19 protein-coding genes are annotated in these 24,935 nt (G+C 71.7%); 7 read left to right on the top strand and 12 right to left on the bottom strand.

The genetic code is table 11. The features are described 5' to 3' along the window. Window positions 1–26: 26 nt before the first annotated feature. Window positions 27–1,610: a citramalate synthase gene (gene cimA / locus ABZS77_RS07235; RefSeq protein ID WP_354818603.1), complete on the bottom strand. Its 1,584-nt coding sequence runs from the start codon at window positions 1,608–1,610 to the stop codon at window positions 27–29. Window positions 1,611–1,930: 320 nt separating this feature from the next. Between cimA and ABZS77_RS07230 the strand changes: the two genes are divergently transcribed. The 3 genes from ABZS77_RS07230 (at window position 1,931) to ABZS77_RS07220 (ending at window position 3,827) form a co-directional block, all read left to right on the top strand. Further along, window positions 1,931–2,461 carry a carboxymuconolactone decarboxylase family protein gene (locus ABZS77_RS07230; protein WP_354818600.1) on the top strand — a complete coding sequence of 177 codons (531 nt, stop codon included), beginning with the start codon at window positions 1,931–1,933 and terminating at the stop codon, window positions 2,459–2,461. Between the two features lie 105 nt (window positions 2,462–2,566). After that, entirely contained in the window at window positions 2,567–3,025 is a 459-nt protein-coding gene (locus ABZS77_RS07225) for a PRC-barrel domain containing protein (RefSeq protein WP_354818597.1), read from the top strand. A gap of 55 nt (window positions 3,026–3,080) precedes the next feature. Beyond that, complete coding sequence (locus ABZS77_RS07220) at window positions 3,081–3,827, top strand: tyrosine-protein phosphatase (protein WP_354818594.1); 747 nt, start codon at window positions 3,081–3,083, stop codon at window positions 3,825–3,827. A gap of 51 nt (window positions 3,828–3,878) precedes the next feature. On the opposite strand, the gene ABZS77_RS07215 is transcribed toward ABZS77_RS07220, so the two are convergent. Then, window positions 3,879–4,976: a branched-chain amino acid aminotransferase gene (locus ABZS77_RS07215; protein WP_354818591.1), complete on the bottom strand. Its 1,098-nt coding sequence runs from the start codon at window positions 4,974–4,976 to the stop codon at window positions 3,879–3,881. Window positions 4,977–5,136: 160 nt separating this feature from the next. Further along, the gene (locus ABZS77_RS07210; RefSeq protein WP_354818588.1) at window positions 5,137–6,168 is read right to left on the bottom strand and encodes a 3-isopropylmalate dehydrogenase; all 1,032 of its coding nucleotides are present in this window, start codon (window positions 6,166–6,168) and stop codon (window positions 5,137–5,139) included. 222 nt (window positions 6,169–6,390) lie between these two features. Here ABZS77_RS07210 and ABZS77_RS07205 point away from each other — a divergent pair, with 222 nt between their 5' ends. After that, a complete protein-coding gene (locus ABZS77_RS07205) occupies window positions 6,391–7,233 on the top strand; it encodes an FAD:protein FMN transferase (protein WP_354818585.1) in 843 nt (280 codons plus the stop codon). 382 nt (window positions 7,234–7,615) lie between these two features. Next, window positions 7,616–7,972 (top strand): hypothetical protein, encoded by a 357-nt coding sequence (locus tag ABZS77_RS07200; RefSeq protein ID WP_354818582.1) that lies wholly within the window; start codon window positions 7,616–7,618, stop codon window positions 7,970–7,972. Window positions 7,973–8,056: 84 nt separating this feature from the next. Here the strand turns inward: ABZS77_RS07200 and serA are convergent, their stop codons facing one another. From serA to ABZS77_RS07175, 5 genes are all read right to left on the bottom strand, one after another. After that, on the bottom strand, window positions 8,057–9,655 hold the full coding sequence (serA, locus tag ABZS77_RS07195) for a phosphoglycerate dehydrogenase (protein WP_354818579.1): 1,599 nt from the start codon (window positions 9,653–9,655) through the stop codon (window positions 8,057–8,059). A 418-nt stretch (window positions 9,656–10,073) separates the two neighbouring features. Continuing rightward, the gene (gene ilvC / locus ABZS77_RS07190; protein WP_354818576.1) at window positions 10,074–11,087 is read right to left on the bottom strand and encodes a ketol-acid reductoisomerase; all 1,014 of its coding nucleotides are present in this window, start codon (window positions 11,085–11,087) and stop codon (window positions 10,074–10,076) included. A gap of 88 nt (window positions 11,088–11,175) precedes the next feature. After that, window positions 11,176–11,691, bottom strand: coding sequence for an acetolactate synthase small subunit (ilvN, locus tag ABZS77_RS07185; protein ID WP_354818573.1), 516 nt, complete (start codon window positions 11,689–11,691; stop codon window positions 11,176–11,178). After that, window positions 11,691–13,574: an acetolactate synthase large subunit gene (locus ABZS77_RS07180; protein WP_354818570.1), complete on the bottom strand. Its 1,884-nt coding sequence runs from the start codon at window positions 13,572–13,574 to the stop codon at window positions 11,691–11,693. Before ABZS77_RS07180 ends, ilvN begins: the two co-directional genes overlap by 1 nt. 188 nt (window positions 13,575–13,762) lie before the next feature. After that, window positions 13,763–16,135: a bifunctional diguanylate cyclase/phosphodiesterase gene (locus ABZS77_RS07175; protein WP_354818567.1), complete on the bottom strand. Its 2,373-nt coding sequence runs from the start codon at window positions 16,133–16,135 to the stop codon at window positions 13,763–13,765. A 111-nt stretch (window positions 16,136–16,246) separates the two neighbouring features. Between ABZS77_RS07175 and ilvD the strand changes: the two genes are divergently transcribed. After that, window positions 16,247–18,094 carry a dihydroxy-acid dehydratase gene (gene ilvD / locus ABZS77_RS07170; RefSeq protein WP_354818564.1) on the top strand — a complete coding sequence of 616 codons (1,848 nt, stop codon included), beginning with the start codon at window positions 16,247–16,249 and terminating at the stop codon, window positions 18,092–18,094. Between the two features lie 48 nt (window positions 18,095–18,142). After that, window positions 18,143–18,883 (top strand): hypothetical protein, encoded by a 741-nt coding sequence (locus ABZS77_RS07165; RefSeq protein WP_354818561.1) that lies wholly within the window; start codon window positions 18,143–18,145, stop codon window positions 18,881–18,883. A 128-nt stretch (window positions 18,884–19,011) separates the two neighbouring features. On the opposite strand, the gene ABZS77_RS07160 is transcribed toward ABZS77_RS07165, so the two are convergent. The 4 genes from ABZS77_RS07160 to ABZS77_RS07145 all read right to left on the bottom strand — a co-directional run bounded on the left by ABZS77_RS07160 (window position 19,012) and on the right by ABZS77_RS07145 (window position 24,736). Beyond that, window positions 19,012–21,456 (bottom strand): glycoside hydrolase family 2 protein, encoded by a 2,445-nt coding sequence (locus tag ABZS77_RS07160; protein ID WP_354818558.1) that lies wholly within the window; start codon window positions 21,454–21,456, stop codon window positions 19,012–19,014. Continuing rightward, on the bottom strand, window positions 21,453–22,232 hold the full coding sequence (locus ABZS77_RS07155; protein ID WP_354819569.1) for a carbohydrate ABC transporter permease: 780 nt from the start codon (window positions 22,230–22,232) through the stop codon (window positions 21,453–21,455). Before ABZS77_RS07155 ends, ABZS77_RS07160 begins: the two co-directional genes overlap by 4 nt. 116 nt (window positions 22,233–22,348) lie before the next feature. Beyond that, window positions 22,349–23,371 (bottom strand): sugar ABC transporter permease, encoded by a 1,023-nt coding sequence (locus tag ABZS77_RS07150; RefSeq protein WP_354818555.1) that lies wholly within the window; start codon window positions 23,369–23,371, stop codon window positions 22,349–22,351. 84 nt (window positions 23,372–23,455) lie between these two features. Further along, entirely contained in the window at window positions 23,456–24,736 is a 1,281-nt protein-coding gene (locus tag ABZS77_RS07145) for an extracellular solute-binding protein (RefSeq protein WP_354818553.1), read from the bottom strand. Window positions 24,737–24,935 lie beyond the last annotated feature (199 nt).

Raw genomic sequence — 24,935 nt, 5'->3', positions numbered from 1 at the left:
TGCCGGGGGCGGTCCGGGAGGGCGCGTCAGACGCGGGTGGGGGACAGTCCGTAGGTCAGGGCGTCCACCAGGGCGTGCCAACTGGCCTCCACCACGTTCGGGTGCACCCCGACAGTGGTCCAGTCTCGGCCGTCGCTGTCGGCGGTCTCCAGCAGGACCCGGGTGACCGCGCCGGTGCCGTGGCTGCCCTCCAGGATGCGCACCTTGTAGTCGGCCAGCTCGAAGTCGCGCAACTGCGGGTAGTGCCGGGCCAGCCCCACCCGCAGCGCCTCGTCGAGGGCGTTGACCGGGCCGTTGCCCTCGGCGGTGGCGATCACCCGCTCGCCGCGTACCCGGATCTTCACGGTGGCCTCGGAGACCACCGAGCCGTCCTCGCGGTGCTCGACGAGCACCCGGTACGACTCCAGGGCGAACGGGCGGGCCGGCCCGCCCTCGGGCAACTCGGAGCGGACGAGCAGCTCGAACGACGCGTCGGCCGCCTCGAACGACCAGCCGCCCGCCTCCAGTTCCTTGACCCGCCTGGTGACCGCGGTCAGCGCCTCCGGACGGCCGGCCAGGTCGAGGCCGAGTTCACGACTCTTGAGCTCGACGCTGGCCCGGCCGGCCATCTCGGTCACCAGGATCCGCATGTCGTTGCCCACCACCGACGGGTCCACGTGGTTGTAGAGCAACGGGTCGACCTTGATCGCGCTCGCGTGCAGCCCCGCCTTGTGGGCGAAGGCGGCGGCCCCGGCGTACGCCTGGTGGGTGTCGGGGGCGATGTTGGCGATCTCGGCGATGGCGTGCGAGACCCGCACCATCTGCGCCAGGCAGCCCTCCGGTAGGACGGTCATGCCCAGCTTGAGTTGGAGGTTGGCGACGACGGCGAAGATGTCGGCGTTGCCGGGACGTTCGCCGTAGCCGTTGGCGGTGCCCTGGACGTGCCGCACGCCGGCCTCGACGGCGGCGATCGTGTTGGCCACCGCGCAGGACGTGTCGTTCTGCGCGTGCATACCGAGCAGCGCGGGGTCGATTCCGAGCGTGGCGGTGAGGTCGAGGATCGCGGCGGTCACCTGGGAGGGCAGCATGCCGCCGTTGGTGTCGCAGAGCACCATGCGTTCGGCACCGGCGGCGAGTGCGGTCTGCACCACGGCAGCCCCGTACGCCGGGTCGTGCCGGTAGCCGTCGAAGAAGTGTTCACCGTCGACGAAGACCCGGCGTCCCTCAGCGACGAGGTGGCTGACCGTGTCGTGGATCATCGCCAGGTTCTCCGCGCCGCTGGTGCGCAGCGCACGCTCGACATGCCGGATGTCGGCCTTGGCGACCAGGGCGATCGCCGGGGTCTGCGCGTCGAGGAGGCCGCGCACCTGGGGGTCGTCGGCGACGGCGACGCTGGCCTTGCGGGTGGCGCCGAAGGCCACGAGGACGGCGTGCCGCAGGCTCAACTCGGTGCGCGCCCGGCGGAAGAACTCGGTGTCCTTGGGCACCGCTCCCGGCCAGCCGCCCTCGATGAAGCCGACGCCGAACTCGTCAAGCAGCCGGGCCACCGCGAGCTTGTCGACCACCGAGTAGGTGAGCCCCTCACGCTGGGCGCCGTCGCGCAACGTCGTGTCGAAGACCTGGAACGTCATCAGGATCCTTTCTCGGAGCAACAAAAAGACCTCCCGCGGGTGCGGGAGGTCTGCGCGCTCGGCGGAGGGGAGAGCCGGCGCGCTAGGTCGCAATAATCAGGGCGGTGCTGGTCACGACCATCACTCTGCCACTCCTCCCCCGCTTTTGGGAGGACCTATCCATATCGCGGGATGGTGACACAGCGTGGTTTCGCTGGGCGGCTCGCCGGCCGTGACCCGTCTCACCGCTCACCTGCCCACCCATGGTGGGACCATGCGTACGCGTGCCGCTATCGAGGAGGACCCGTGCTCACTCCCAGCAACCGCATCGGGGCCTGACCGTGGGTCTGGACGCGATCAGAGCCGCCCTGCCCGCGTACGCCCGGGACATCGCGCTCAACCTGGACTCCACCGTCGGCGCCAGCGCGCTGACGCCGGCACAGGCCTGGGGGACGGCGCTGGCCTGCGCGGTCGCCGCCCGCAACCCGGTGGTGCTGCGCGAGATCGCCGCCGAGGCGCTCGGTCACCTCGGACCGGACGGCGTCGAGGCGGCCAAGGGCGCCGCCGCCATCATGGCGATGACCAACACCTACTACCGGGCCCGGCACCACATCGGCGACGAGCGGTACGCCGCGCTCCCCGCCCGGCTGCGGATGCGGATCGTCGCCCGGCCCGGGGTGGACAAGGGCAACTTCAAGCTGTGGTGCCTCGCCGTGTCGGCGATCAACGGCTGCGACATCTGCCTGCGGACCCACGAGAAGACGCTGAGTGGTGCCGGCTTCACCCCTGAGCAGGTGAACGAGGCACTGCGGATCTCCGCCGTGGTGCACGCCGCGGCGGTCACACTCGACGCCGAGGCCGCCCTGGCCTGACCGGGTACACCGCCGTTTCCGGCCCCCGGCGGCCGGGTAGCTCCTGCGGGGACGCACCGCACCCACCGCCGCCGAGCCGATCGGCGACAGTCAGGAGTGAACGGCATGGACAGGATCGACCCGCACGCCGCCCACGCCGGGCCGGACCCGCTGCGCGGCGGCGACCAGGGCACCGTCCCCGGAGGCGCGCCGGCCGGCACCTTCGACCCCTGGCGCTACCGGGACCAGGCCGAGGTGGCCGACGCCGACCTGGTCGGCTACAAGGTCGAGGCCACCGACGGTGGCATCGGCAAGATCGACAGCGCCAGCCACGAGGTGGACGGCAGCTACCTGGTGGTGGACACCGGCCCGTGGATCTTCGGCAAGAAGGTGATGCTGCCGGCCGGCACGGTCAACCAGGTCGACCACGACCAGCGCACCGTCTCCGTCGACCGGACCCGCGACCAGATCAAGGCCGCCCCGGAGTACGACGAGACCAGCCACAGCGACCCGACCTACCGGGACCGGCTGGGCGGCTACTACGACGAGACGTACGGCGCGCTGCCGCCCGGAACGGCGCGCTGACGTTCGGACCCGACGGCCGGTGGGGCCAGACCCCGCCGGCCGTTACGGTGTCAGCGTGGACGCCATCGACGACAACCGACACATTCCGCTGCCCGCGACCTTCAACTTCCGTGACGTCGGCGGCTACGTCGGCCACGACGGGCGGACCGTACGCCGGGGCCGGCTCTACCGCTCCGACTCCCTGCACCGCCTCGACGAGCAGGACCGCGACGCGTTCGCCGCGATCGGCGTCCGTACCGTCATCGACCTGCGTCGGCCCAGCGAGGTGGAACGCGACGGCCGGGTGCCCGCGTACCCGGGGCTCGTCTACCGGCACATCCACCCGGAGCACGCGGACTGGGCCGGCAAGCGGCACGAGGAGGGCGAGAGCCTCGCCCGTTACCTGGCGGACCGCTACGCCGACCTGGCGCAGACCGGCACCGCAGGGCTGGCCGAGGCGGTGGGACTGATCGCCGACTCCACGAACGCCCCGGTGGTGGTGCACTGCGTCGCGGGCAAGGACCGCACCGGCATCGTGTGCGCCCTGACCCTCGCCGTGCTGGGTGTCGACGACGCCGACATCGTGGCGGACTACGCGCTGAGCACTGAGGCGTCGGCCCGGTTCAGTGCCTGGCTGGCCGAGACCGTGCCGGGCGGGGTGGACCTGCCGGCGCCGTTCCTGGCCTCGCCAGCCGAGGCGATGCAGATCTTCCTGGACGAGCTGCGCGCGGGGCACGGCTCGGTCAAGGCGTACCTGCGCCACGCCGGGGTGACCGACGAGCAGCTCGCCGCCCTGCGCGAGCACCTGCTCGACGAGGCCTGACACGCCACGCTGACCGGCCCGCCCGTCGGGGGGGCCGGTCAGCGGTGGACGTCAGAAGACCCGGTGCACCCAGCCGTGCGGGTCGGCCGCCTTGCCCCGCTGGATGTCGACAAGCTGCTGGCGCAGCGACATGGTGACCCGGCCCGGCTCGCCGCCGCCGATCAGGAACTCGCCGTCCGGGAAACGGACCCCGCCGATCGGGGTGATCACCGCGGCCGTGCCGCAGGCGAAGACCTCACGGAGCCGGCCGCTCGCCGCGTCGGCCTGCCAGTCGGCGAAGGAGACCGGCCGCTCCTCGACCCGGTGCCCGGCCTCGCCGGCCAACGTCATGATCGCGTCACGGGTGATGCCCGGCAGGATCGTGCCGCTAAGCGGCGGGGTGACCACCGAGTCGTCGTCGTAGACGAAGAAGACGTTCATCCCGCCCAGCTCGTCGACGAAGCGCCGCTCCACCGCGTCCAGGAAGACGACCTGGTCGCAGCCGGCCTCGATCGCCTCGGCCTGCGCCGCCAGGGACGCGGCGTAGTTGCCGCCGCACTTGGCCGCGCCGGTGCCGCCGGGCGCGGCCCGGGTGTGGTCCGGGGAGACCCAGACGGTGACCGGCTTGACCCCACTTGTGAAGTACGCCCCGACCGGCGAGGCGATCACCATGTACAGGTACTCGTTGGCCGGACGGACGCCGAGGAAGACCTCCGTGGCGAACATGAACGGCCGCAGGTAGAGGCTGCCGTCCTCGCCGGTCGGGATCCACTCCTGGTCGATCTCGATGAGCTTGTCGAGCGAGTCGACGAAGACCTCGGGCGGCAGCGTCGGCATCGCCATCCGCTGCGCCGACGTGACGAACCGCGCGGCGTTGGCGTCCGGCCGGAACGTGGTCACGCCGCCGTCGGTCGTCCGGTACGCCTTGAGCCCTTCGAAGATCTCCTGCGCGTAGTGCAGGACCGCGCTTGCCGGGTCCATCGGGATCGGCGCGCGCGCCTCGATCCGGGCGTCATACCAGCCCTTGCCGTCGGCGTACCGGACGGTGACCATGTGGTCGGTGAACACCCGGCCGAACCCGGGGTTGACCAGCAGGGCGGCCCGGTCGGCGGCGGATACCGGCGCGGGATTCGGACGGATCTCGAAGTCGAGCTTGTCACCACCGCTCATCGCGCTGACCTCCCTGCGGGACAACGGTATGCGGGACCGCACACCGACATGGCTGTGCCAGAAACTTACCCCGAACGGTCGTTCAGAGGTAGTGCCGCTCGGAGCGAGCGGAGTGCCCGGACACCGGCGGATACCGCTCGGCGTCGGTGGGCCGGGGCGGTCAGGCTACGGCGTGCGCGGCGAGCCGGTCGCCGACCTCGGCGGTCCGCAGAGCCACACCAGGGGCCCGGCCTGCCAGTTCGGCGGCGACCGCCGCGTTGACACGCGTCGCGGCCTCGGCGTGCCCGAGCTGCTCCAGCAGCAACGCCACCGAGAGCACCGCGGCGACCGGGTCGGCTACGCCCTGACCGGCGATGTCCGGCGCGGAGCCGTGTACCGGCTCGAACATCGAGGGGTACGCCCCCTCGGGGTTGATGCAGCCGCTGGCGGCCAGCCCGATACCGCCGGTGACGGCGGCGGCGATGTCGGTGAGGATGTCGCCGAACAGGTTGTCGGTGACCACCACGTCGTAGCGCTGCGGCTGGGTGACCAGGAACATCGCGGCGGCGTCGACGTGCTGGTACTCGGTGGCGACGTCCGGGTGCTCGGCGGCGACCGCATCGAAGGCGCGCGCCCACAGCGACCCGGCGTGGGTCAGCACGTTGGTCTTGTGCACCAGCGTGACCTTGCGACGCTCCCGGCGACCGGCCCGGGCGAACGCGTCACGGATCACCCGCTCCACGCCGTGCCGGGTGTTGAGGCTCTCCTCGGTGGCGACCTCGGCCGGGGTGTCGCGGTGCAGCGAGCCACCCGCGCCGGCGTAGAGCCCCTCGGTGCCCTCGCGCACCACGACCAGGTCGACCTCGCCGGGCTTGACGTTGCCCAGCGGCCCGGCGACGCCGGGCCAGAGGCGGGAGGGACGCAGGTTGACGTACTGGTCGAAGGCGAACCGGAGCTTGAGCAGCAGTCCGCGCTCCAGCACACCCGGCGGAACCGTCGGGTCACCGACCGCGCCGAGCAGGATCGCGTCGTGCCCGGCCAGCTCGGCCAGGACCGAGTCGGGCAGCACCTCTGCGGTACGGTGCCAGCGGGCGGCGCCGAGGTCGTACTCGGTGGCCTGCACACCGGGCAGCACCGCGTCGAGGACCTTGCGTGCCTGCGCGACAACCTCGGGCCCGATGCCGTCCCCGGCCACCACCGCGATCCGCGCCACGCCCGACTCCCCACATTTCGACTGCCCGTCCGGCCACGGTACGTCGCCGTCCCGCCTCCCGGTATGAACCTTCCACCATCTGGGAAGGGACGATCCACAGCACCCTCTCAGCCAGGACTCACCGAGCGATCATCTCCGCTGCCTAAGCTGAGCCTCGGCGGGTCACGGAGCCCGCGAACGGCGTCGCGACGGCGCGGCGCCAACTGCGAGGGGGCAGATGCGATGCGCATCGACGAGCAGCCGCGTACCCGCTGGCCGGACCCGTCGGCGTTCCGCAACCGCCGACCGGACCTCCGGCTCGGCGGCCGGCGGCACCGGATCGACCCGGCCGGCGCCACCCACGGCCGGATCGCGGTACGACACACCGTCCGCACCGGCACCGCCGAGTACACCCTGATCCTCAACGCCCCCGAGTGGCTCGGCCGTCGGGGTGTCGGCGAGGCCCTGCGGGACAGCGTCGCGGAACTGCGCGCCATCGACCTCACCTACGGCCCGAACCGGCCGGAGAGCCTGGTCTCCCGGCTGCGTCGAGGTGAGATCAGCCCCGACTCGTACCCCCCGCTGGCCGACCTCGTGGACCGCTGCGCGGCGATGCGCGCCGCCACCGACGGATGGTTCGACGCCTGGGCCGTGCCGGGTGGCTTCGATCCCGGTGGTCTGCTCGGCGGCTGGGCCGTGGAACGCGCCGCCGAGCGACTCCGCGCCGCGGGCGTCCACGACTACGCCGTGCTCACCGGCGCCGACCTGGTGGTCCGCGGCCACGCCCCGCACGGCGGGCCGTGGCGGGTGGCCGTACACCACCCGACCGCACCCGAACGCGCGCCGACGGTCCTGGAGATGACGGCCGGCGCGGTCGGCACCTCCGGGGTGAGCGGGCGACAGGGACACGTGGTGGACCCGCACACCGGCGAGCCGGCCGACCACCTCGTCGCCGCCACCGTCGTCGGCCCCGACCTGACGGCCGCCGACGCCTACGCCACCGCGTTGTACGCCGCCGGCACCACAGGCCTGGCGTGGTTCCGGGGAAACTCCGACTACCGAGCGCTCTTCGCCCACCGGCGCTGAGCGGAACGTCGCCCCACCGCGTCGTCTCCCCGCGGCGCTCCGGCCCGATTCGCACCTCGGCCGCCCCTCGGACGGCCGGTCGGGCCTGCGATCGGCCCCCACAGCCTCGGCAACGGCCGTGGGGGCCGGTCAGCGACGAGTGCGCGTGGCTCGCACAATCGAGGGGTGCGGACCCGGTCGGACCGGACGTCGACCGCGCCACCCGAAGACGGGCCGGCGCCGCGAACTCGGCCAGTGACCGCAGTCGTACGCTAGCGAATCGACGCAACTCGACGCAAGAGTCTCCACAGCGGACCGTCCCGGACGGACCGTGGCGGATCAGCGATTGGCCTGCGGTGAGGCAGTTTCGACACGGTGAACGTCGGATGGCACGCTGTCCGCCGTGAGTTTCGATCTGAGTGTGTGGGCCCTGGAGAACGGGGCGACGCCCGAGGACGTGCGGGCAGCGGTCGACGGTTGCCGGCAGGGGCGGCACGTGGACCGTTACCCGGACGCGCGAGTCGTCGCCTTCTACCGGGCGATCACCGCGTCCTATCCGGACCGTCACCCCGGCCCGGACAGCCCGTGGGCACGGGCGCCGCTGCACGCCGCCCACGACCACGTCGAGCTGAACCTGCACCCGACCTGCCCGGACCAGGTGCTGCTGGACATCGAACGGCTGGCCGGCGAACACGGGCTGATGCTCTTCGACCCGCAGGACGGCTCGGTCTATCCGCCCCCGGCCCGGATGCCCGGCTGACCCGATCCCGGGCGGCGGGACACCCACCCCGGGTACGACGAAGGGGCCCAGCGGATCGCCGGGCCCCCCGTGGTGCTGCCGTGACTACTCGTCGCGCAGGTCCGCCGCGCTCGCCGCCGTCGCGCCGATCGACTCGGCCGCCGAGGTGAGCAGGTCGGCACCGAGCGCCTGGTCGACGGTGAGCGTCATCAGCGTCTCGCCGCCCGCCTCGCGCCGGGCCACCTGCATGGCCGCGATGTTGATGCCCGACTCGCCGAGCAGGGTGCCGACGACGCCGACGACGCCCGGCCGGTCGGCGTACCGGAGGAAGAGCAGGATGCCCTCCGCGCCGATCTCCACGTCGAAGCCGTCCACCTCGGTCAGCTTGAGCACGTCGCGGGTGCCCGAGTGGGTGACCGTGCCGGAGACGCTGACCGTCCGGCCGTCCGGCAGCGCGCCGCGCACGGTGACGTGCGTGGGCTGCTCGGCCGTCTCGGCGAGGCTGGACAGGGTGACCTCGACGCCACGCTCGGCGGCCAGGTGCGGCGCGTTGACGTAGGTGACCTGCTCCTCGACCACCGAACTGAACAGGCCCTTCGTCGCGGCGAGCTTGAGCACCGACACGTCGTGCGCGACGATCTCGCCGCGGACCTCGACGGTGACGCTCGCGGCGACGACGCCGGCCACCGCGGTGAACGCCCGGCCGAGCTTCTCGGCCAACGGCAGCAGCGGCCGTACGTCCTCAGCGACCACGCCGCCGACCTGCACGTTCACCGCGTCCGGCACGAACTCGCCCTGCAACGCCAGCTTCACGCTCTTGGCCACCGCCAGGCCGGCCTTGTCCTGCGCCTCGTTCGTGGAGGCACCCAGGTGCGGGGTGGCCACCACGTTGTCGAAGGCGAACAGCGGCGACGACGTGCAGGGCTCCTTGCTGTACACGTCCACGCCGGCGCCGGCGACCCGGCCCTCGGCAATGGCGTCGGCGAGGGCCTGCTCGTCGACCAGGCCACCGCGGGCGGCGTTGACGATGCGGACGCCCGGCTTGACGATCGCCAGTTCCTTCTCGCCGATCAGGCCCACCGTCTCGGGGGTCTTCGGCAGGTGGATCGAGATGAAGTCGCTCTCGCGCAGCAGCTCGTCCAGACCGACCAGGCGGACGCCGAGCTGCGCGGCCCGCGCCGGCTGGATGTACGGGTCGTACGCGATCAGCCGGGTGCCGAACGCGGCGATGCGCTGGGCGAAGAGCACACCGATGCGACCGAGCCCGACCACGCCGACGGTCTTGCCCTGCACCTCGACGCCCGTGTACTTGGACCGCTTCCACTCCCCCGCCTTGAGCGCGGAGCTGGCGCTCGCGGTGTTGCGGGCCACGGCCAGCAGCAGCGCGACGGCCTGCTCGGCGGCGGAGACGATGTTCGAGGTGGGTGCGTTGACGACCATGACGCCCCGGGCGGTGGCGGCCGGCACCTCGACGTTGTCCAGCCCGACGCCCGCGCGGGCGACCACCTTGAGTCGCGGCGCGGCGGCGATCGCCTCGGCGTCGATCTGGGTCGCGCTGCGCACGATGACGGCGTCGGCCTCGGAGAGCGCCGAGAGCAGCGCCGGACGGTCGGTGCCGTCGACGTGCCGGACGTCGAAGTCGTGGGCGAGCACCTCGATGGCGGCGGGGGCGAGTTCTTCGGCGATCAGTACGACAGGATTCATCGGTCCTCGTAGACGTCGTGTTTGCGATCGGCTCGGCGGCAAGGCGCCGCACTGCGCCCTGCGCTGGTCCGTGCCGTGGCCGTCAGGTGCCGGCTGCTGCACCTACCCGCGATCGTAGGGGCCGCGCTGGTCGGCGTGTTCCGGTCTTCGGGGTGAGTGCCCTCACACGCCCGGTCGGGCGACGGACATCGGCCGTTCACCACAGCGAAACCGCCCCTGCCCGCTTGGGCGCAGGTCGGGCGTCGCACCGCGGTGAGCGACATACCTCAGAGGCATGAATATGACTCCCCGGTATACGGCTGCCCGGCGACCCTCCGAGCCGAGGGAACACCGGAGCCCTACCGGGGTGCACGGATGGTCGACGGCCCCGGGTCGCGCTGGGGAGAGCGCGACCCGGGGCCGTCGTCCGGCCGAGCGGTCAGGCGGTCTCGGTGATCGGGCGGTCGACCCAGCTCATCATTCCGCGCAGCTTCTTGCCGGTCTCCTCGATCGGGTGCGCCGCACCCTCGGCCTGCCACTTGGTGAAGTTGGGCCGGCCCGCCTCGTCCTCGGCGACCCACTCGCGGGCGAACTCGCCGGACTGGATCTCACCGAGGATCTTGCGCATCTCCTCCTTGACCCGGGCGTCGATGATGCGCGAGCCACGGGAGAGGTCGCCGTACTCGGCGGTGTCGGAGATGCTGTACCGCATCTTCGCGATGCCGCCCTCGTACATGAGGTCGACGATCAGCTTCAGCTCGTGCAGGCACTCGAAGTAGGCGACCTCGGGGGCGTAGCCCGCCTCGGTGAGCACCTCGAAACCGGTCTGCACCAGGGCCGCCGCGCCACCGCAGAGCACCGCCTGCTCGCCGAAGAGGTCGGTCTCGGTCTCCTCGGTGAAGGTGGTCCTGATCGCGCCGGCGCGGGTGCCGCCGATCCCCTTGGCGTACGCCAGGGCCAGGGCCAGGGCGTTGCCGCTGGCGTCCTGCTCGACGGCGACGAGACAGGGCACACCCTTGCCGTCGGTGTACTGGCGGCGGACCAGGTGGCCGGGGCCCTTCGGGGCGACCATCGCCACGTCGACCTCGGCCGGGGGCTTGATGAGGCCGTAGCGGATGTTGAATCCGTGCCCGAAGAAGAGCGCCTTGCCGGCGGTCAGGTTCGGGGCGATCGACTCGGCGTACAGGGCGCGCTGGGCGGTGTCCGGTGCGAGCACCATGATCACGTCGGCCTCGGCGGCGGCCTGCGCCGGCGTGGCCACCCGCAGGCCCTGCTCCTCGGCCTTGGGACGGCTCTTCGAACCCTCCGGCAGACCGATCACCACGTCGACGCCGGAGTCCCGCAGCGACAGCGCGTGCGCGTGGCCCTGGCTGCCGTAGCCGATCACCGCGACCTTCTTGGCCTGGATCAGGCCGAGGTCGGCATCGTCGTCGTAGTACACCTCAACGCTCATGAGACTTCCCTTTCGTACGACGGCCTCGGTGGCCCGTCGTGGTCTGTGCGGATGGGTTCGTGGCCCGCCGGAGCCGGCCAGCGGCAGGTCAGGCGGCCCGCAGCGCGGGACCGGCGGTGATCGCACGCGAGCCGCGCCCGATCGCCACCAGCCCGGACTGGACCATCTCCTTGATGCCGAAGGGTTCGAGGTCGCGCAGCAACGCGTCGAGCTTGTCCGGGGTGCCGGTGGCCTCGATGGTCAGCGTGTCGGGTGCGACGTCGACCACCCGGGCGCGGAACAGGTTGACCGTCTCCAGCACCTGCGTGCGCGCGGACCGGTCGGCGCGGACCTTCACCAGCAGCAACTCCCGGGCGACCGAGACCTGCGGGTCCAGCTCAACGATCTTGAGGACGTTCACCAGCTTGTTGAGCTGCTTGGTGACCTGCTCCAGGGGGGACGACTCCGCGTTGACCACGATGGTGATCCGGGAGACGTCCGGGTTCTCGGTCTCGCCGACGGCGAGGCTGTCGATGTTGAACCCACGCCGGGAGAACAGGCCGGAGACCCGGGCGAGGACACCGGGCTTGTTCTCGACGAGTACCGAAAGGGTGTGCATGGTCATCAGATCTCATCCTCGTCGAAGGCCGGGCGGACGCCGCGGGCGAACATGATCTCGTCGTTGCTGGTGCCGGCGGCGACCATCGGCCAGACCATGGCGTCCTTGCCCACCACGAAGTCGATCACCACGGGGGCGTCGTTGATCTCCATGGCGGCGGCGATGGTCTTGTCCACGTCGGCGGCGTTCTCGCAGCGCAGACCCACGCAACCCAACGCCTCGGCGAGCTTGACGAAGTCGGGAATGCGGTGCTTGTGGGTGCCCAGCTCGGTGTTCGAGTACCGCTCGTTGTAGAAGAGCGTCTGCCACTGCCGGACCATGCCGAGGTTGCCGTTGTTGATCACGGCGATCTTGACCGGGATGCCCTCCAGCGCGCAGGTCGCCAACTCCTGGTTGGTCATCTGGAAGCAGCCGTCGCCGTCCACCGCCCACACCACCGTGTCCGGCTTGCCGACCTTGGCGCCCATCGCCGCCGGCACCGCGTAGCCCATCGTGCCGAGACCGCCGGAATTCAACCAGGTGTACGGCTTCTCGTAGGAGATGAACTGCGACGCCCACATCTGGTGCTGACCCACACCCGCCACGAAGATCGCATCCGAACCGACGACCTCGCCCAGCCGCTTGATCACGTACTGCGGGGAGAGCGTGCCGTCGGCCGGCTCGTCGTAGCCCAACGGGTAGCGGGTCCGCAGGTCGTCGAGCTGCGTCCACCAGTCACCGAGGTCGGCGCCGTGCCCCGCCGACCGCTCGGCAGTCACCGCGGCGATCAGCTCGTCGATGACGTGCTTGGCGTCACCCACGATCGGCACGTCCGCGTGCCGGTTCTTGCCGATCTCCGCCGGGTCGATGTCGGCGTGCACCACCGTCGCGTCCGGGGCGAACGAGTCCAGCCTGCCGGTGACCCGGTCGTCGAACCGCGCGCCCAACGCGACGATCAGATCCGCCTTCTGAAGGCCGTACACGGCGGAGACGGTGCCGTGCATGCCCGGCATACCCAGGTGCTGCGGGTGCGAGTCCGGGAACGCGCCGAGCGCCATCAGCGTGGTCACCACCGGAATGCCGGTCAGCTCGGCCAACTGGCGCAGCCCGTCGGTGGCACCGGCCTTGAGCACCCCGCCGCCGACGTACAACACCGGCCGGCGGGCGGCGGCCATCAGCCGGGCCGCCTCCCGGATCTGCTTGCCGTGCGGATGCAGGGTGGGCCGGTAACCGGGCAGGTCGAGCGTGGGCGGCCAGGTGAAGGTCGTCGACGCCTGGAGCACGTCCTTGGGGATGTCGACCAGCACCGGGCCGGGCCGCCCGGTACTGGCCAGGTGGAACGCCTCGGCCAGCACCTGCGGGATCTCGTCGGCGCTCTGCACCAGGAAGTTGTGCTTCGTGATCGGCAGCGTGATGCCCTGGATGTCCGCCTCCTGGAAGGCGTCCGTGCCGATCGACGCGCGGGCCACCTGGCCGGTGATCGCCACCATCGCCACGGAGTCCATGTACGCGTCGGCGATCGGCGTGACCAGGTTCGTCGCACCCGGACCGGAGGTCGCCATGCAGACACCGACCTTGCCGGTGGCCTGCGCGTACCCGGTCGCCGCGTGCCCCGCGCCCTGCTCGTGCCGGACCAGGATGTGCCGGACCGTGGAGTCGTAGAGCGGGTCGTACGCCGGCAGGATCGCGCCACCCGGGATGCCGAAGACGACGTCGACGTCGAGCGCCTCGAGGGACCGCACCAGCGAACCGGCGCCGGACACCTGGGCCGGAGCTGTGGAGCGTACCGCCGGGGTGGCCGGGCTGGCCGGGTTGCGCGCGGCGGCCTGGTTGACGTCGGCGGCCGGCTCGGCGGTCGCGCGGGCCCGCCGGGCGGTGTGGGCGAGGGTCTCGGGCGTGGGTCTCGTCATGGTGGGTCTGGCCTTCGGCTGGAGCGGCTGGGGCTTGTTCAGCGATGCGACTGGGCGGTGAGCCCGTCGCGACAGGTTCCGACGGCAATAAAAACGGCCCTCGTGCAGATGCACGGGGCCAGCGCACTCTCGACGGAGGAGAGTGCGCTCAGGTAAGTACTCGCAGCGACCGGTACGACGACATGCGGCTAAGCCTGACGCATCTCACGCGATGAGTCAACTGATCCCACATGTTGGTTAACGGACGGCGGCGCGTCGGCCGGCGACGCGCCATCACCAGCCAGTTTGGCCTGCCCGGACCCCCCGGGCACCCGGCGTGGCGTGGGCAGCGGAGCGGGACGCGCACCCGGCGACGTCGCCGCCTCCAGCATCGCCTCCAGGTGCTCCGCCGGAACCCCCCAACCGAAGAGCGCCCCCTGCCCGAAGCGGCAACCGGCGGCCACCACCGCGGCCAACTCGGTCGGTGTGGTCACCCCCTCGGCGATCACCTCGAGCCCCAACTGGTGGCCCAGCCGCATCACGATGTCGACCATCGGCGCGAACGCCGGACCGTCCTGGCCGACCGGGCGGACCGGCTCGTGCTCGGCCACCAGACTGTGGTCGATCTTCAGGATGTCGATCGGCAGGCGACGCAGCTGCCCCAGCGAGGAGTAGCCGGCGCCGAAGTCGTCCAGGGCGATCCGCACACCGGTCAGCCGCAGCGCGGTCAGCCGTCGGATCAGCTCGTCCAGGTCGGTCGCGACGGCGTGCTCGGTGACCTCCAGGACCAGCCGCTGCGGCGGCACGTGGTGGGCGCGCAGCGCCTCGGCGACCTGCACCACGTACTCCGGGGCGTGCAGCTCGCGGGGGGACACGTTCACCGACACCCAGACGTCGTGCCCGTCGGCCAGCCACCGGGAGAGCTGGTAGCAGGCCTGGTGCAGCACCCACGCGCCGAGCGTGGAGATCATCCCGCACTCCTCGGCGAGGGGGATGAACTCGTCCGGGCGCACGTTGCCCAGCTCCGGATGGTGCCAGCGCAGCAACGCCTCGGCGCCCACCGGGCGCACCGACGGCAGCGAGGCCACCGGCTGGAAGGCCAGCCGCAGCTCGTCGCGGTCGATCGCGCCGCGCAGCTCGTGCTCCAGCGTCGTCCGCCGACGCAGCAACTGGTCGTAGGTGGCGTCGTAGCGCTCGATCCGGTTCTTGCCGCGCTGCTTGGCGTACCGCAGCGCCAGGTCGGCGTGGCGCAGCAGCAACTCCACGTCGGGCTCGTCGGCCCACCCGGCCACCCCGATGCTCACCGACAGGAAGACCGGCCCCTCCGGCTGGTCGTACGGCCGGTTGACCACCCCGAGCAGCCGCTCGGCGACCCGGTCCGCGTCGGCCGGCCGGCCCTGCATGAGGACGGCGAACTCGTCGCCGCCGAGCCGGGCCGCCACGTCCCCGGGGCGCAGGTTGCCGCGCAGCCGACGGCCCACCTCGGCCAGCACGGCGTCGCCCACGTCGTGGCCGCGCATGTCGTTGACGTGCTTGAAGCCGTCCAGGTCCAGGCCGAGCAGGACGCACGGGGTGCCCGCGGCCGCGCTGTCGTGCAACGCGCGCAGCAGCCCGCGCCGGTTGGCCAACGCGGTCAGCGGATCGGTGTGCGCCAGCTCGCGGAAGTGCGCCTCGCGCTCGGCCAGCCGGCCCGCGTAGTCCCGGACGTCCTTGAGCGTCAGGTACTGGCGGGCCACCAGGGCGAAGCCCTCCACGCTGCCGGCCACGATGCCCGCCGCCGTGAACCGGCCGTCCTGGAGCAGGTGGTACATCGCCGAGGCGGCCATCGCCAGCATCGGGGCGAGCGCGTACTCCCCGTCGCGGCCGATCAGGTCCAGGTCGACGTGGCCCGGCCGGTCGGCCCGTTGCACGGCGAGCGCGACGCTCAGCAGGCCGGCGGCGAGCACCGCCCCGCCGGTCAGCGCCAGCACCGGCCCGGCCTGGCAGAGCCCCGCGCTCAGACCCAGCCCGCCGCAGCTCACCGCGCTGATGCCGGCGCCGAGCACGGCCAGCCGGCGACGCGGCGCGGCGGCCCGGAAGACGATGATCACGGCGAGCCCGGCGCCGATGGCGGCGCTCACCGTGGCGAGCAGGATCGCCGGGCAGGCCATCGGGGTGGCGTCGCCGAGCAGGCGGGTGGGCTCGGAGAAGAGCACCCAGCCGACGAACCACAGCGCGGCCGCCATGGTCAGGCCGTCCAGGGCGAGCCGGGCGGTCCCGGCGGCGGTGGCGGCCACCCCGGGCAGCCGGAGCAGACCGGCCGCGAACGCCAGCCCGCTCACCGCCGTGCCGATCGCCGCCACTGTCGCCCAGCCGGTGCGCTGCCCCTGCTCGTGTGCCCAGTGGTCGTTGGCGGCGAGCGCCGCCCCCACGCCGATCACGAGGCTGGACAGGGAGATCCCGGCACCCACCGCGAGGAGCACGTGCGCGGGCCGGCGCGGCCCGGTGCGGCGCCCGGCGACGACGGTCAGCAGGGCTGCGGCCACCGCGGCGACGAGCCCGCTCAGCGCCGCGACCGCGACCATGCCCGGGGGGAGATGCACGTGCTCCAGAGTGCCGGATGAGCGCTCGCCGTGGGGGACCAGGTGTGCATCTGTTGGGACACGGCACACACGGCCGACGGCGGGCACCGTGGCGGTGTCATGCTGAGAGACATGCCTGAGCTGCGGTCGAAGACCTCCACGCACGGTCGGACGATGGCCGGCGCCCGGGCCCTCTGGCGGGCCACCGGGATGACCGACGACGATTTCGGCAAGCCGATCGTCGCCATCGCCAACAGTTTCACCCAGTTCGTGCCTGGTCACGTACACCTCAAGGACATGGGTGGCCTGGTCGCCGACGCGGTGGCCGAGGCCGGCGGCGTGGGTCGGGAGTTCAACACCATCGCCGTCGACGACGGCATCGCGATGGGCCACGGCGGGATGCTCTACTCGCTGCCCAGCCGCGAGCTGATCGCCGACGCGGTCGAGTACATGGTCAACGCGCACTGCGCGGACGCCCTGGTCTGCATCTCGAACTGCGACAAGATCACCCCGGGAATGCTGCTGGCCGCACTGCGGCTCAACATCCCGACCGTCTTTGTCTCCGGTGGCCCGATGGAGGCCGGCAAGACGATGGCGATCGAGGGCGTCGTGCACAGCAAGATCGACCTGATCGACGCGATGATCGCCTCCTCCAACGAGTCCGTCACGGACGAGCAGCTCGGCGAGATCGAACGCTCCGCCTGCCCGACCTGCGGCTCCTGCTCCGGCATGTTCACCGCCAACTCGATGAACTGCCTCACCGAGGCCATCGGCCTGGCGCTGCCCGGCAACGGGTCGACGCTTGCCACCCACGCCGCCCGCAGGTCGCTCTTCGTCGAGGCCGGCCGCACCGTCGTGGAGATCGCCAAGCGGTGGTACGACGGCGACGACGACTCAGTGCTGCCCCGCACGGTCGCCTCCAAGGCCGCCTTCGAGAACGCCGTCGCGCTGGACGTGGCGATGGGCGGCTCCACCAACACGGTGCTGCACCTGCTCGCCGCCGCCCGCGAGGCGGAACTGGACTTCGGTGTCGCCGACATCGACGCCATCTCCCGGCGGGTGCCGTGCCTGGCCAAGGTCGCCCCGAACTCGCCGAACTACCACATGGAGGACGTGCACCGGGCCGGCGGCATCCCGGCCATCCTCGGTGAGCTGGACCGGGCCGGGCAGCTCAACCGGGACGTGCACGCCGTGCACTCCCCCTCGCTGGCGCAGTGGCTGACCGACTGGGACGTGCGCGGCGGCTCACCCACCCCGACGGCCGTCGAGCTGTTCCACGCCGCACCCGGCGGTGTGCGCACCACCCAACCGTTCTCCACCACCAACCGCTGGTCGTCCCTGGACACCGACGCGGCCGGCGGCTGCATCCGCGACCGCGACCACGCGTACTCCGCCGACGGGGGCCTGGCCATCCTGCACGGCAACCTGGCACCGGAGGGCTGCGTCGTGAAGACCGCGGGCGTCCCGGACGACTGCCTGACCTTCCGCGGCCCCGCGAAGGTGTACGAGTCGCAGGACGACGGGGTGACCGCTATCCTCGCCAAGGAGATCGTCGCCGGTGACGTCGTGGTGATCCGGTACGAGGGCCCCAAGGGTGGCCCCGGCATGCAGGAGATGCTCTACCCCACCTCGTTCCTCAAGGGACGCGGCCTGGGTCGCTCCTGCGCGCTGCTCACCGACGGCCGTTTCTCCGGCGGCACCTCCGGGCTGTCCATCGGCCACGCCTCCCCCGAGGCCGCCTCCGGTGGGCTGATCGCCCTGGTCCGCGAGGGCGACGAGATCGTCATCGACATCCCGGCCCGGTCCATCGAGCTGAACGTGCCGGCCGACGAGCTGGAGGCCCGTCGGGTGGCGGAGGAGAAGCGCGACAGGCCGTACACCCCGGTCGACCGGCAGCGGCCGGTGTCGGCGGCCCTGCGCGCGTACGCCTCGATGGCCACCTCGGCCAGTGACGGCGCCTACCGCCGCGTCCCGGAGTAACGGTCCACGGGGCGGCGGCACGTGCCGCCGCCCGGCATACTTCCCGGGATGCGCACCCGTACGCTGCTCGCCATCGCAGCTCCGGTCGCGCTCGCCCCGTTCCTGCTAGCCGGCGTGGTGTGGTGGGCGCTGCGCCCGCCCGAGCCGGTTTGGCACGACAGCGCGGTGGCGGACGCGATCAGCACCGTCGACCGGATCGAGGCGCGGTTCGAGTACGACCATCTGTACAAGGCGGAAGACTACGCGCGCACGGCGGCGCGGGAGCCCGACGTGGCCGTGCTGGCGGTCAGCGGCGAGACGCACTGGCAGACCGGGGTGACCCTGGTGCTCCGGGTCACCGGGCACGGGGAGGGTGTCAGTAGCGGCGTCGTCGTCAAGGGGGAGGAGAAGGTCTGCTTCCGGTTCCGGCTCGGCCCCGAACGGGACAGCCGCGACGATGGCATCGACTGCCCCACCCGCACCCCGCTGCCGATCCGCCCCGAACCGTCACTGCACGCGGTGGACGGACGCCTCAAGCAGGCCCTCGGGGTCGCCGGCCCGGACGAGACCCGGGTCCGCGCGGCTCTCGACGCGCTCGACCTGGACCCTGCCGTGCGGCGGGACGTCGCGACCGAGGGCGGCACCGTCGGGCTGGCCCTGCGCGCCTCGCAGTACGACTGTCTCCTGGCCCGGGTCGACGCGGCAGGCGCGCAGACCTGGCGGCCGTCGCACACCCAGCTCGCCCCCGGGGAGTTGCCCTGCTCGGCAGGCACCGCGCTGAGCAGGCAGTTCGGCCACGGCCCGCGCTGACGCGGCCCGCCCCAAGGGCGAGCGCGCAGCACCCGACATGACCGTGCTGATCGCGCTCGAACAGGGATGTGGTGGCCTCCCTCGACGGGGAGGCCACCACATCATGGATCGAGCACGATCATGGGAGGTCAGCCCCGGTCGTTGACGCAGCGCAGCACCGGGCGGGCGGTGAGGGCCGCAGGGTCCAGCGGCACGTCCGCTCGCACGGTGAAGGTGACCGACTCGCCCGGCAGGAGGGTGACCAGGGCCTTGTCGACGGACGCGGCCGGGTCCAGCCGGTCCGGGAAGAGGGTCAGGTCGCGCAGCACCGTGCGCGCCGTCACCCGGACCCGCTGCCCACCGTCGAACGGCTCGACCGTCGCGTCCCACGCCGCCGCCGGCCAGTCGACCTCCCGGTCCTCGGCGAAGAACCACAGCGCCCGCTCCGCCGGGGCGCCGGCCTCCGCGACCAGCAGCTCACGGCGGCTCTCGTCCGGCCGCGCCAGGTCCGCCGGCAGCGCCAGCACCACCGAGGAGTACGCCGGGACGTCGAGGTCGACCGAGGTCTTCGCCCTCGGCTCCCCGGCGAGCGTGAGCCGGGTGACCGTGGCCGGTCCGCTCCACGGCTCGCCGGTCTCGTTCACCGCGACCAGGGCCAGCCCGCCGTCGCGGGGCTGCACGGTGAGGAGCCGATCGGCGTACGCGTGGCGCAGCGCGTACCACAGGGGTTTGCGCCGGCCGTCGCCGTCGACGGCCGACCAGGAGGTGACCGGCCAGCAGTCGTTGAGCTGCCAGACGATGGTGCCCGCGCAGACGTCCCGGTGGGAGCGGAAGTGCTCCACGCCGAGTTGGATGGCGCGGGCCTGGTTGAGCTGCGTCAGGTAGTGCCAGTCGTCGAAGTCCGCCGGGGCGGGCAGGTGCGCGTCCAGGCCCCGCTGGAGCTTGGCGTCGCCGCCCGTCGCCTTCTGGTGGTGGGCCATGCCGGGCGAGTCGGGGGCCAGGGGTTCGTCGCTCAGCGCCCGGCGCAGCGTCGCGTACGCGGGCGGCCCCTGGTAGCCGAACTCGGCGACGAAGCGCGGCACGTACTCCCGGTATTTGGTGTAGTCGTCGGTGTTCCACACGTCCCAGATGTGGGTGGTGCCGTGCGCCGGGTCGTTGGGGTGGATCTCGTCGCTGCCCGACCAGGGGCTGCCCGGCCAGTACGGGCGGGTCGGGTCCAGCTCGCCGACGACGCGCGGCAGTACGTCGAGGTAGTAGCCGCGCCCCCAGGTACGCCCGGCCAGCGGCTCCTGCCAGTCCCAGTCGTGCCAGCCCCAGATGTTCTCGTTGTTGCCGGTCCAGAGCACCAGCGACGGGTGCGGTGCCAGCCGGGTCACCTGCTCGGCGGCCTCGGCGGCCACCTCGCCGCCGAACGGCTCCTCCTCCGGGTACGCGGCGCAGGCGAAGAGGAAGTCCTGCTGTACCAGCAGGCCGCGTTCGTCGGCCAGGTCGTAGAAGTCCTGCGACTCGTACCGGCCGCCGCCCCAGACGCGCAGCAGGTTGACGTTGGCGTCGGCGGCCTGCGCGAACCGCCCGGCCAGCCGCTCCCGGGTGATCCGGGTGGGGAACACGTCGTCGGGGATCCAGTTGACGCCCCGCACGAAGACCGGCACGTCGTTGACCGACAGCACGAACGGGGTGCCGTGCTCGTCGGGTGTGGTGTCCAGCCGGACCGTGCGGAAGCCGACCCGGCGGGACCAGCTGTCCATTGTGTCACCGTTCGGGGCGTGCAGGGTCACCTCCAGCAGGTGTCGGGCCTGCTCGCCGTACCCCCGGGGCCACCACAGCGCGGGCTCGCGGACGGCGAGGGTCAGCACGGCCGTGCGCTGCCCGGCCGGGACGACCACGTCGGCGCTGGCACCGGCGACGGCGGCCCGGACGGTCAGCGGGACGTCCGCGACCCGCTCGACCTCGACGTGCAGCTCGACGCGGCCGTCGCGGCCGTCGACGGTGACGAGCGGGCGGACGGTAGCCAGCCGGGCGGTCGACCAGGCGTGCAGGCCGATGTCCTGCCAGATGCCGGCGGTGACGAGCGTCGGCCCCCAGTCCCAGCCGAAGTTGCAGGCCATCTTGCGGATGAACTGGAAGGGCTCGGGGTAGGCGTTGGGCCGGTCGCCGAGCCGTTCCCGCTGCGCCTCGGCGTAGCGGTAGGCCGAGTCGAACGCGACGACCAGCTCGTTGTCGCCGTCGCGCAGCAGCGGCCGGACGTCGAACCGGTAGCCGCGGTGCATGTTCTCGGTACGGCCGACCTCGACACCGTTGAGGGTGAGCGTGGCGACGGTGTCCAGGCCGGCGCAGACCAGGTCGATCCGGTCCGCGTCGCCCGGCGCGTGCGCGAACGTGGTCCGGTAGGTCCAGTCGGTGCGCCCGATCCAGGCCAGCGCCAGCTCGTTGTCGTCGAGGTAGGGGTCGGGGATCAGCCCGGCGTCGAGCAGGTCGGTGTGTACGCAACCGGGCACGGTCGCCGGCACGGCCCGCCCGGCGATCTCGGCCGGCACCTGCGCCCCCGGTGCCGCGCGCAGGGTCCAGCCGTCGTGGAGTGCCTGTCGGCTCAAGACTTCACCGCACCTTCCATGATTCCGCGGACGATCTGGCGTCCACCGATGAACAGCATGACCAGCAGGGGGATCGTCGCCACGAACGCCCCGGCGAGCACCCGACGGTAGATCACGTAGTTGCCGCTGGCCAGGTCGGAGATGGCGACCATCGAGGTCGGGTAGTCGGTGCCGCCGAGGGTGATCAGCGGCCACTGGAAGTCGTTCCAGGTCGCCACGAAGGTCAGCAGGCCGAGCACCGCGAGGGCCGGCCGGATCGCCGGCAGGACGATCGACCGGTACACCCGCATGGTGGTCGCCCCGTCCATGCGGGCCGACTCGACCAGCTCGTCCGGCACGGTGTTGACGATGAACTGCCGCATGTAGAAGACGCCGAACGCGGTGACCAGGCCGGGCACGATGACCGCCAGCAGGGTGCCGTTCCAGCCCAGCTTGCCCATCACGATGTAGAGCGCGACGACGCCGAGCTGGTTGGGCACGGTGAGGGTGAGCACCACGAACAGCATCAGCCACCGGCTGCCGGCGAAGCGCAGCTTGGCGAAGGCGAACCCGGCCAGCGAGCAGAAGAACAGCATCGCGGCGGTCACCACAGTCGAGACGATGACGCTGTTGACCAGCGAGGCGGCGAAGTAGACGTCCTGGAGGGAGAAGACCTCGTCCAGGTTGACCAGGAACCGGTCCCCCGGGACCACTGCGGGCGGGATCCGGGCCAGGGCCTCGTCGGTGCTGGTGGCGATGACGAACATCCAGTACAGCGGGAAGGCGGCGAAGAGCATGGTGGTGGCGAGCAGCAGGTACGTCCCGATGCCGGCGGGGGTGTCCTGTGGCGCGCGGCCCGTCAGCGCGGCCCGCCGGCGTCGCCTGGTGACGCGTGGTGCGGTGTCGACGGCGCTCACCTGGATCGCCCTCCCGAGAGTCGGTTGGTCAGCAGGGTGTTGATCCCGGCCACGACCAGGATGATCAGGAAGAGCGCCCAGCTCATCGCCGCGGCGTAGCCGAGGTTGAGGTCCTTCCAGCCGACCTTGTAGATGAGTTGGGCGATGGTCTGCCACTCGCCGTTGGGTCCGCCGGTGGCCGCCTGCGCGTTGAGGTCGAACAGCATCGGCTCGATGAAGAGCTGGAACCCGCCGATGGTGGACAGGATCACGGTGAACACGATCACCGGTTGGATCATCGGCACGGTGATCCGCCAGAGCTGCCGCCACGGGCCTGCGCCGTCGACCGCGGCGGCCTCGTAGACGTCACGCGGGATGGACTGCATGGCGGCCAGGTACAGCAACGCGTTGTAGCCGATCCACTTCCAGTTGACCATGGTGGCGATGGCGATCCAGGAGTGCAGCTTGTCGGCACGCCAGTTGATCGGCTCGTCGCCGCCGACGCCGAACAGGCCGAGCACCCAGTTCGCCATGCCGAAGTCGCGGGAGAAGAAGACGCTGAACACCATCGTCGAGGCGACGATCGGGGTGACGTACGGCAGCAGGACGCCGACCCGCCACCAGGTCTGCGCCCGCAGCCGGCGGTTGAGCAGCGACGCCACGACGAGCGCGAGCAGCAGTTGCGGCACCGACGAGAGCAGGAAGATGCCGAAGGTGTTGTAGAGCGCGTTCCAGAAGTCCTCGTCGCCGAAGAGCTGCCGGAAGTTGTCGAGCCCCGCCCAGCCGGCCGCGGCGGGATCGTCGAGCCGGTAGGTGCGCAGCGCGATGACGCCGTTGAAGACCAACGGGAACAGGCCGAACACCAGGAAGATCAGGAAGAAGGGCGCGATCAGCAGGTACGGCATGTAGCGCATGTCGAACCGGTACAGCCGGTCGCGCCAGCCGAGTCGGTGGTGGCGGTCCGGGCCGGCGCCGTCGCCGCGCCGCCCGGCGGCGATGCGACGGCCCGGCGACGCGGGTGCGGCGCGGGTGGTGGACATCGGGCTCACTCCAGGGCCGAAGAGACGGGGGGACGGGGTGGCGCCCGGGGGCGGCCCGACGACCGGCCGCCCCCGCGCCCGCGCTCAGGAGGTGCTTGCCTTCTCGGCCTCCCTGACCGCCTCCGCCCAGGCGTCCTCCGGCTTGAGCGTCCTGTTCTGCACCCGGATCAGCACGTTCTCCACGGCCACGCGGGTGGGGCCGTTCTTCTTGCCCAGGTACTGCGGGGTGAGGCCCTGCGCCATCTTCGGGAAGATCTGCCCGACCGGCGCGTTGTTGAAGAACGGGTTCTCGAAGTCGGCGATGGCCGGGTCGCTGTAGAGGGCCGGCTGGGACGGCAGGTTGCCGACCTTCTTGAAGATCTCGATCTGCTGCTCGGGCTGGACCAGCCACTCCAGCAGCTTGTACGCCTCGTCGACGTTCCTGCTCTGCTTGGGGATGGTCAGGAACGAGCCGCCCCAGTTGCCGCCGCCGCCGGGCACCGCCGCGATGTCCCACTTGCCCTGGGTGCCGGGGGCGGTGTCCTTGATGTGCCCGAGCATCCAGGCCGGGCAGGCGAGCACCGCGAACGATCCGCTGGTGAAGCCCTTGTCCCAGTCGGCCTGGAAGCTCGCCAGGTTGGCGGAGAGGCCGGCCTGGATGGCCCTGACTGTGTAGTCGAAGGCGATCTTCGGGCCCTGCTCCATCCGGAGCTGGTCCTTGTCGTCGTAGAAGCCGACCGGCTGCTGGCCGAGGATCGGGTTGAACAGGTTGCTGCCGGCGTCGATGAACTTCTTGTTGGTCCTGCCGGTGTACTGCTGCCCGACCTCGATGAACCTGTCCCAGGTGGGCCATAGGGCGGAGACCTGGTCGCGTTCGGTGGGCAGGCCGGCGGCCTTGAACAGGTCGGTGCGGTAGCACATGGCCAGGCCGCCGGTGTCGGTGCCGAGGCCGATCTGGGTCCTACCGTCGGCGGAGAGCGACTGCTTCCACTTCCAGGGCAGGTACCTGCCCTCGTACGAGCCGGCGCCCTTGTCGAGCAGGTTGACGAACTTGTCGGACTGGCTCCGGAACTGCACCATGAAGCCCTCGTCGATGGCCGCGATGTCCGCCGCGCCGGAGCCGGCGACCAGCTTCTTCTGCAGGTCCTCGTGCTGGGCGTTGTACTCGCCGGAGTTCAGCTGGATCTTGACGTTCGGGTTGGCCGTCTCGTACTTCGTCTTGAGGTCCTGAAGGCCGAAGTCACCCCAGAAGTTGATCTTCAGGGTGACCTGCCCGTCGGCGGTGCCGGAATCCTGACCACTCTTGCCGCTGCACGCGGCGACCAGCGCGAGGCCGACCGTCCCCGCGGCGACCGTACGGGCCCAGCGGGTCCAGGACCGTTTCATGTCGTCCTCCGAGCATCTGGGAACGCTCCCGATATCGAGAGACGTTGACTGAACCGGATAAGTGAAGTCACCGTACGGTCCGGCTCAGGGAGTGTCAACGGCCGGCCGAACCTGCCGCCGATCGATGCGCCAACCGGCTCCTCTAAGCGTGAAAATGCGTGGTGGAGCGCTTTCTGTCGCACCTGCGCACACCCTCCGG

The sequence above is a fragment of the Micromonospora sp. NPDC005298 genome, from assembly GCF_040607375.1.
Classification (GTDB): domain Bacteria; phylum Actinomycetota; class Actinomycetes; order Mycobacteriales; family Micromonosporaceae; genus Micromonospora.
Note: the sequence above shows the minus strand (reverse complement) of the source record. Positions and strands in the feature narration are given on the sequence as shown.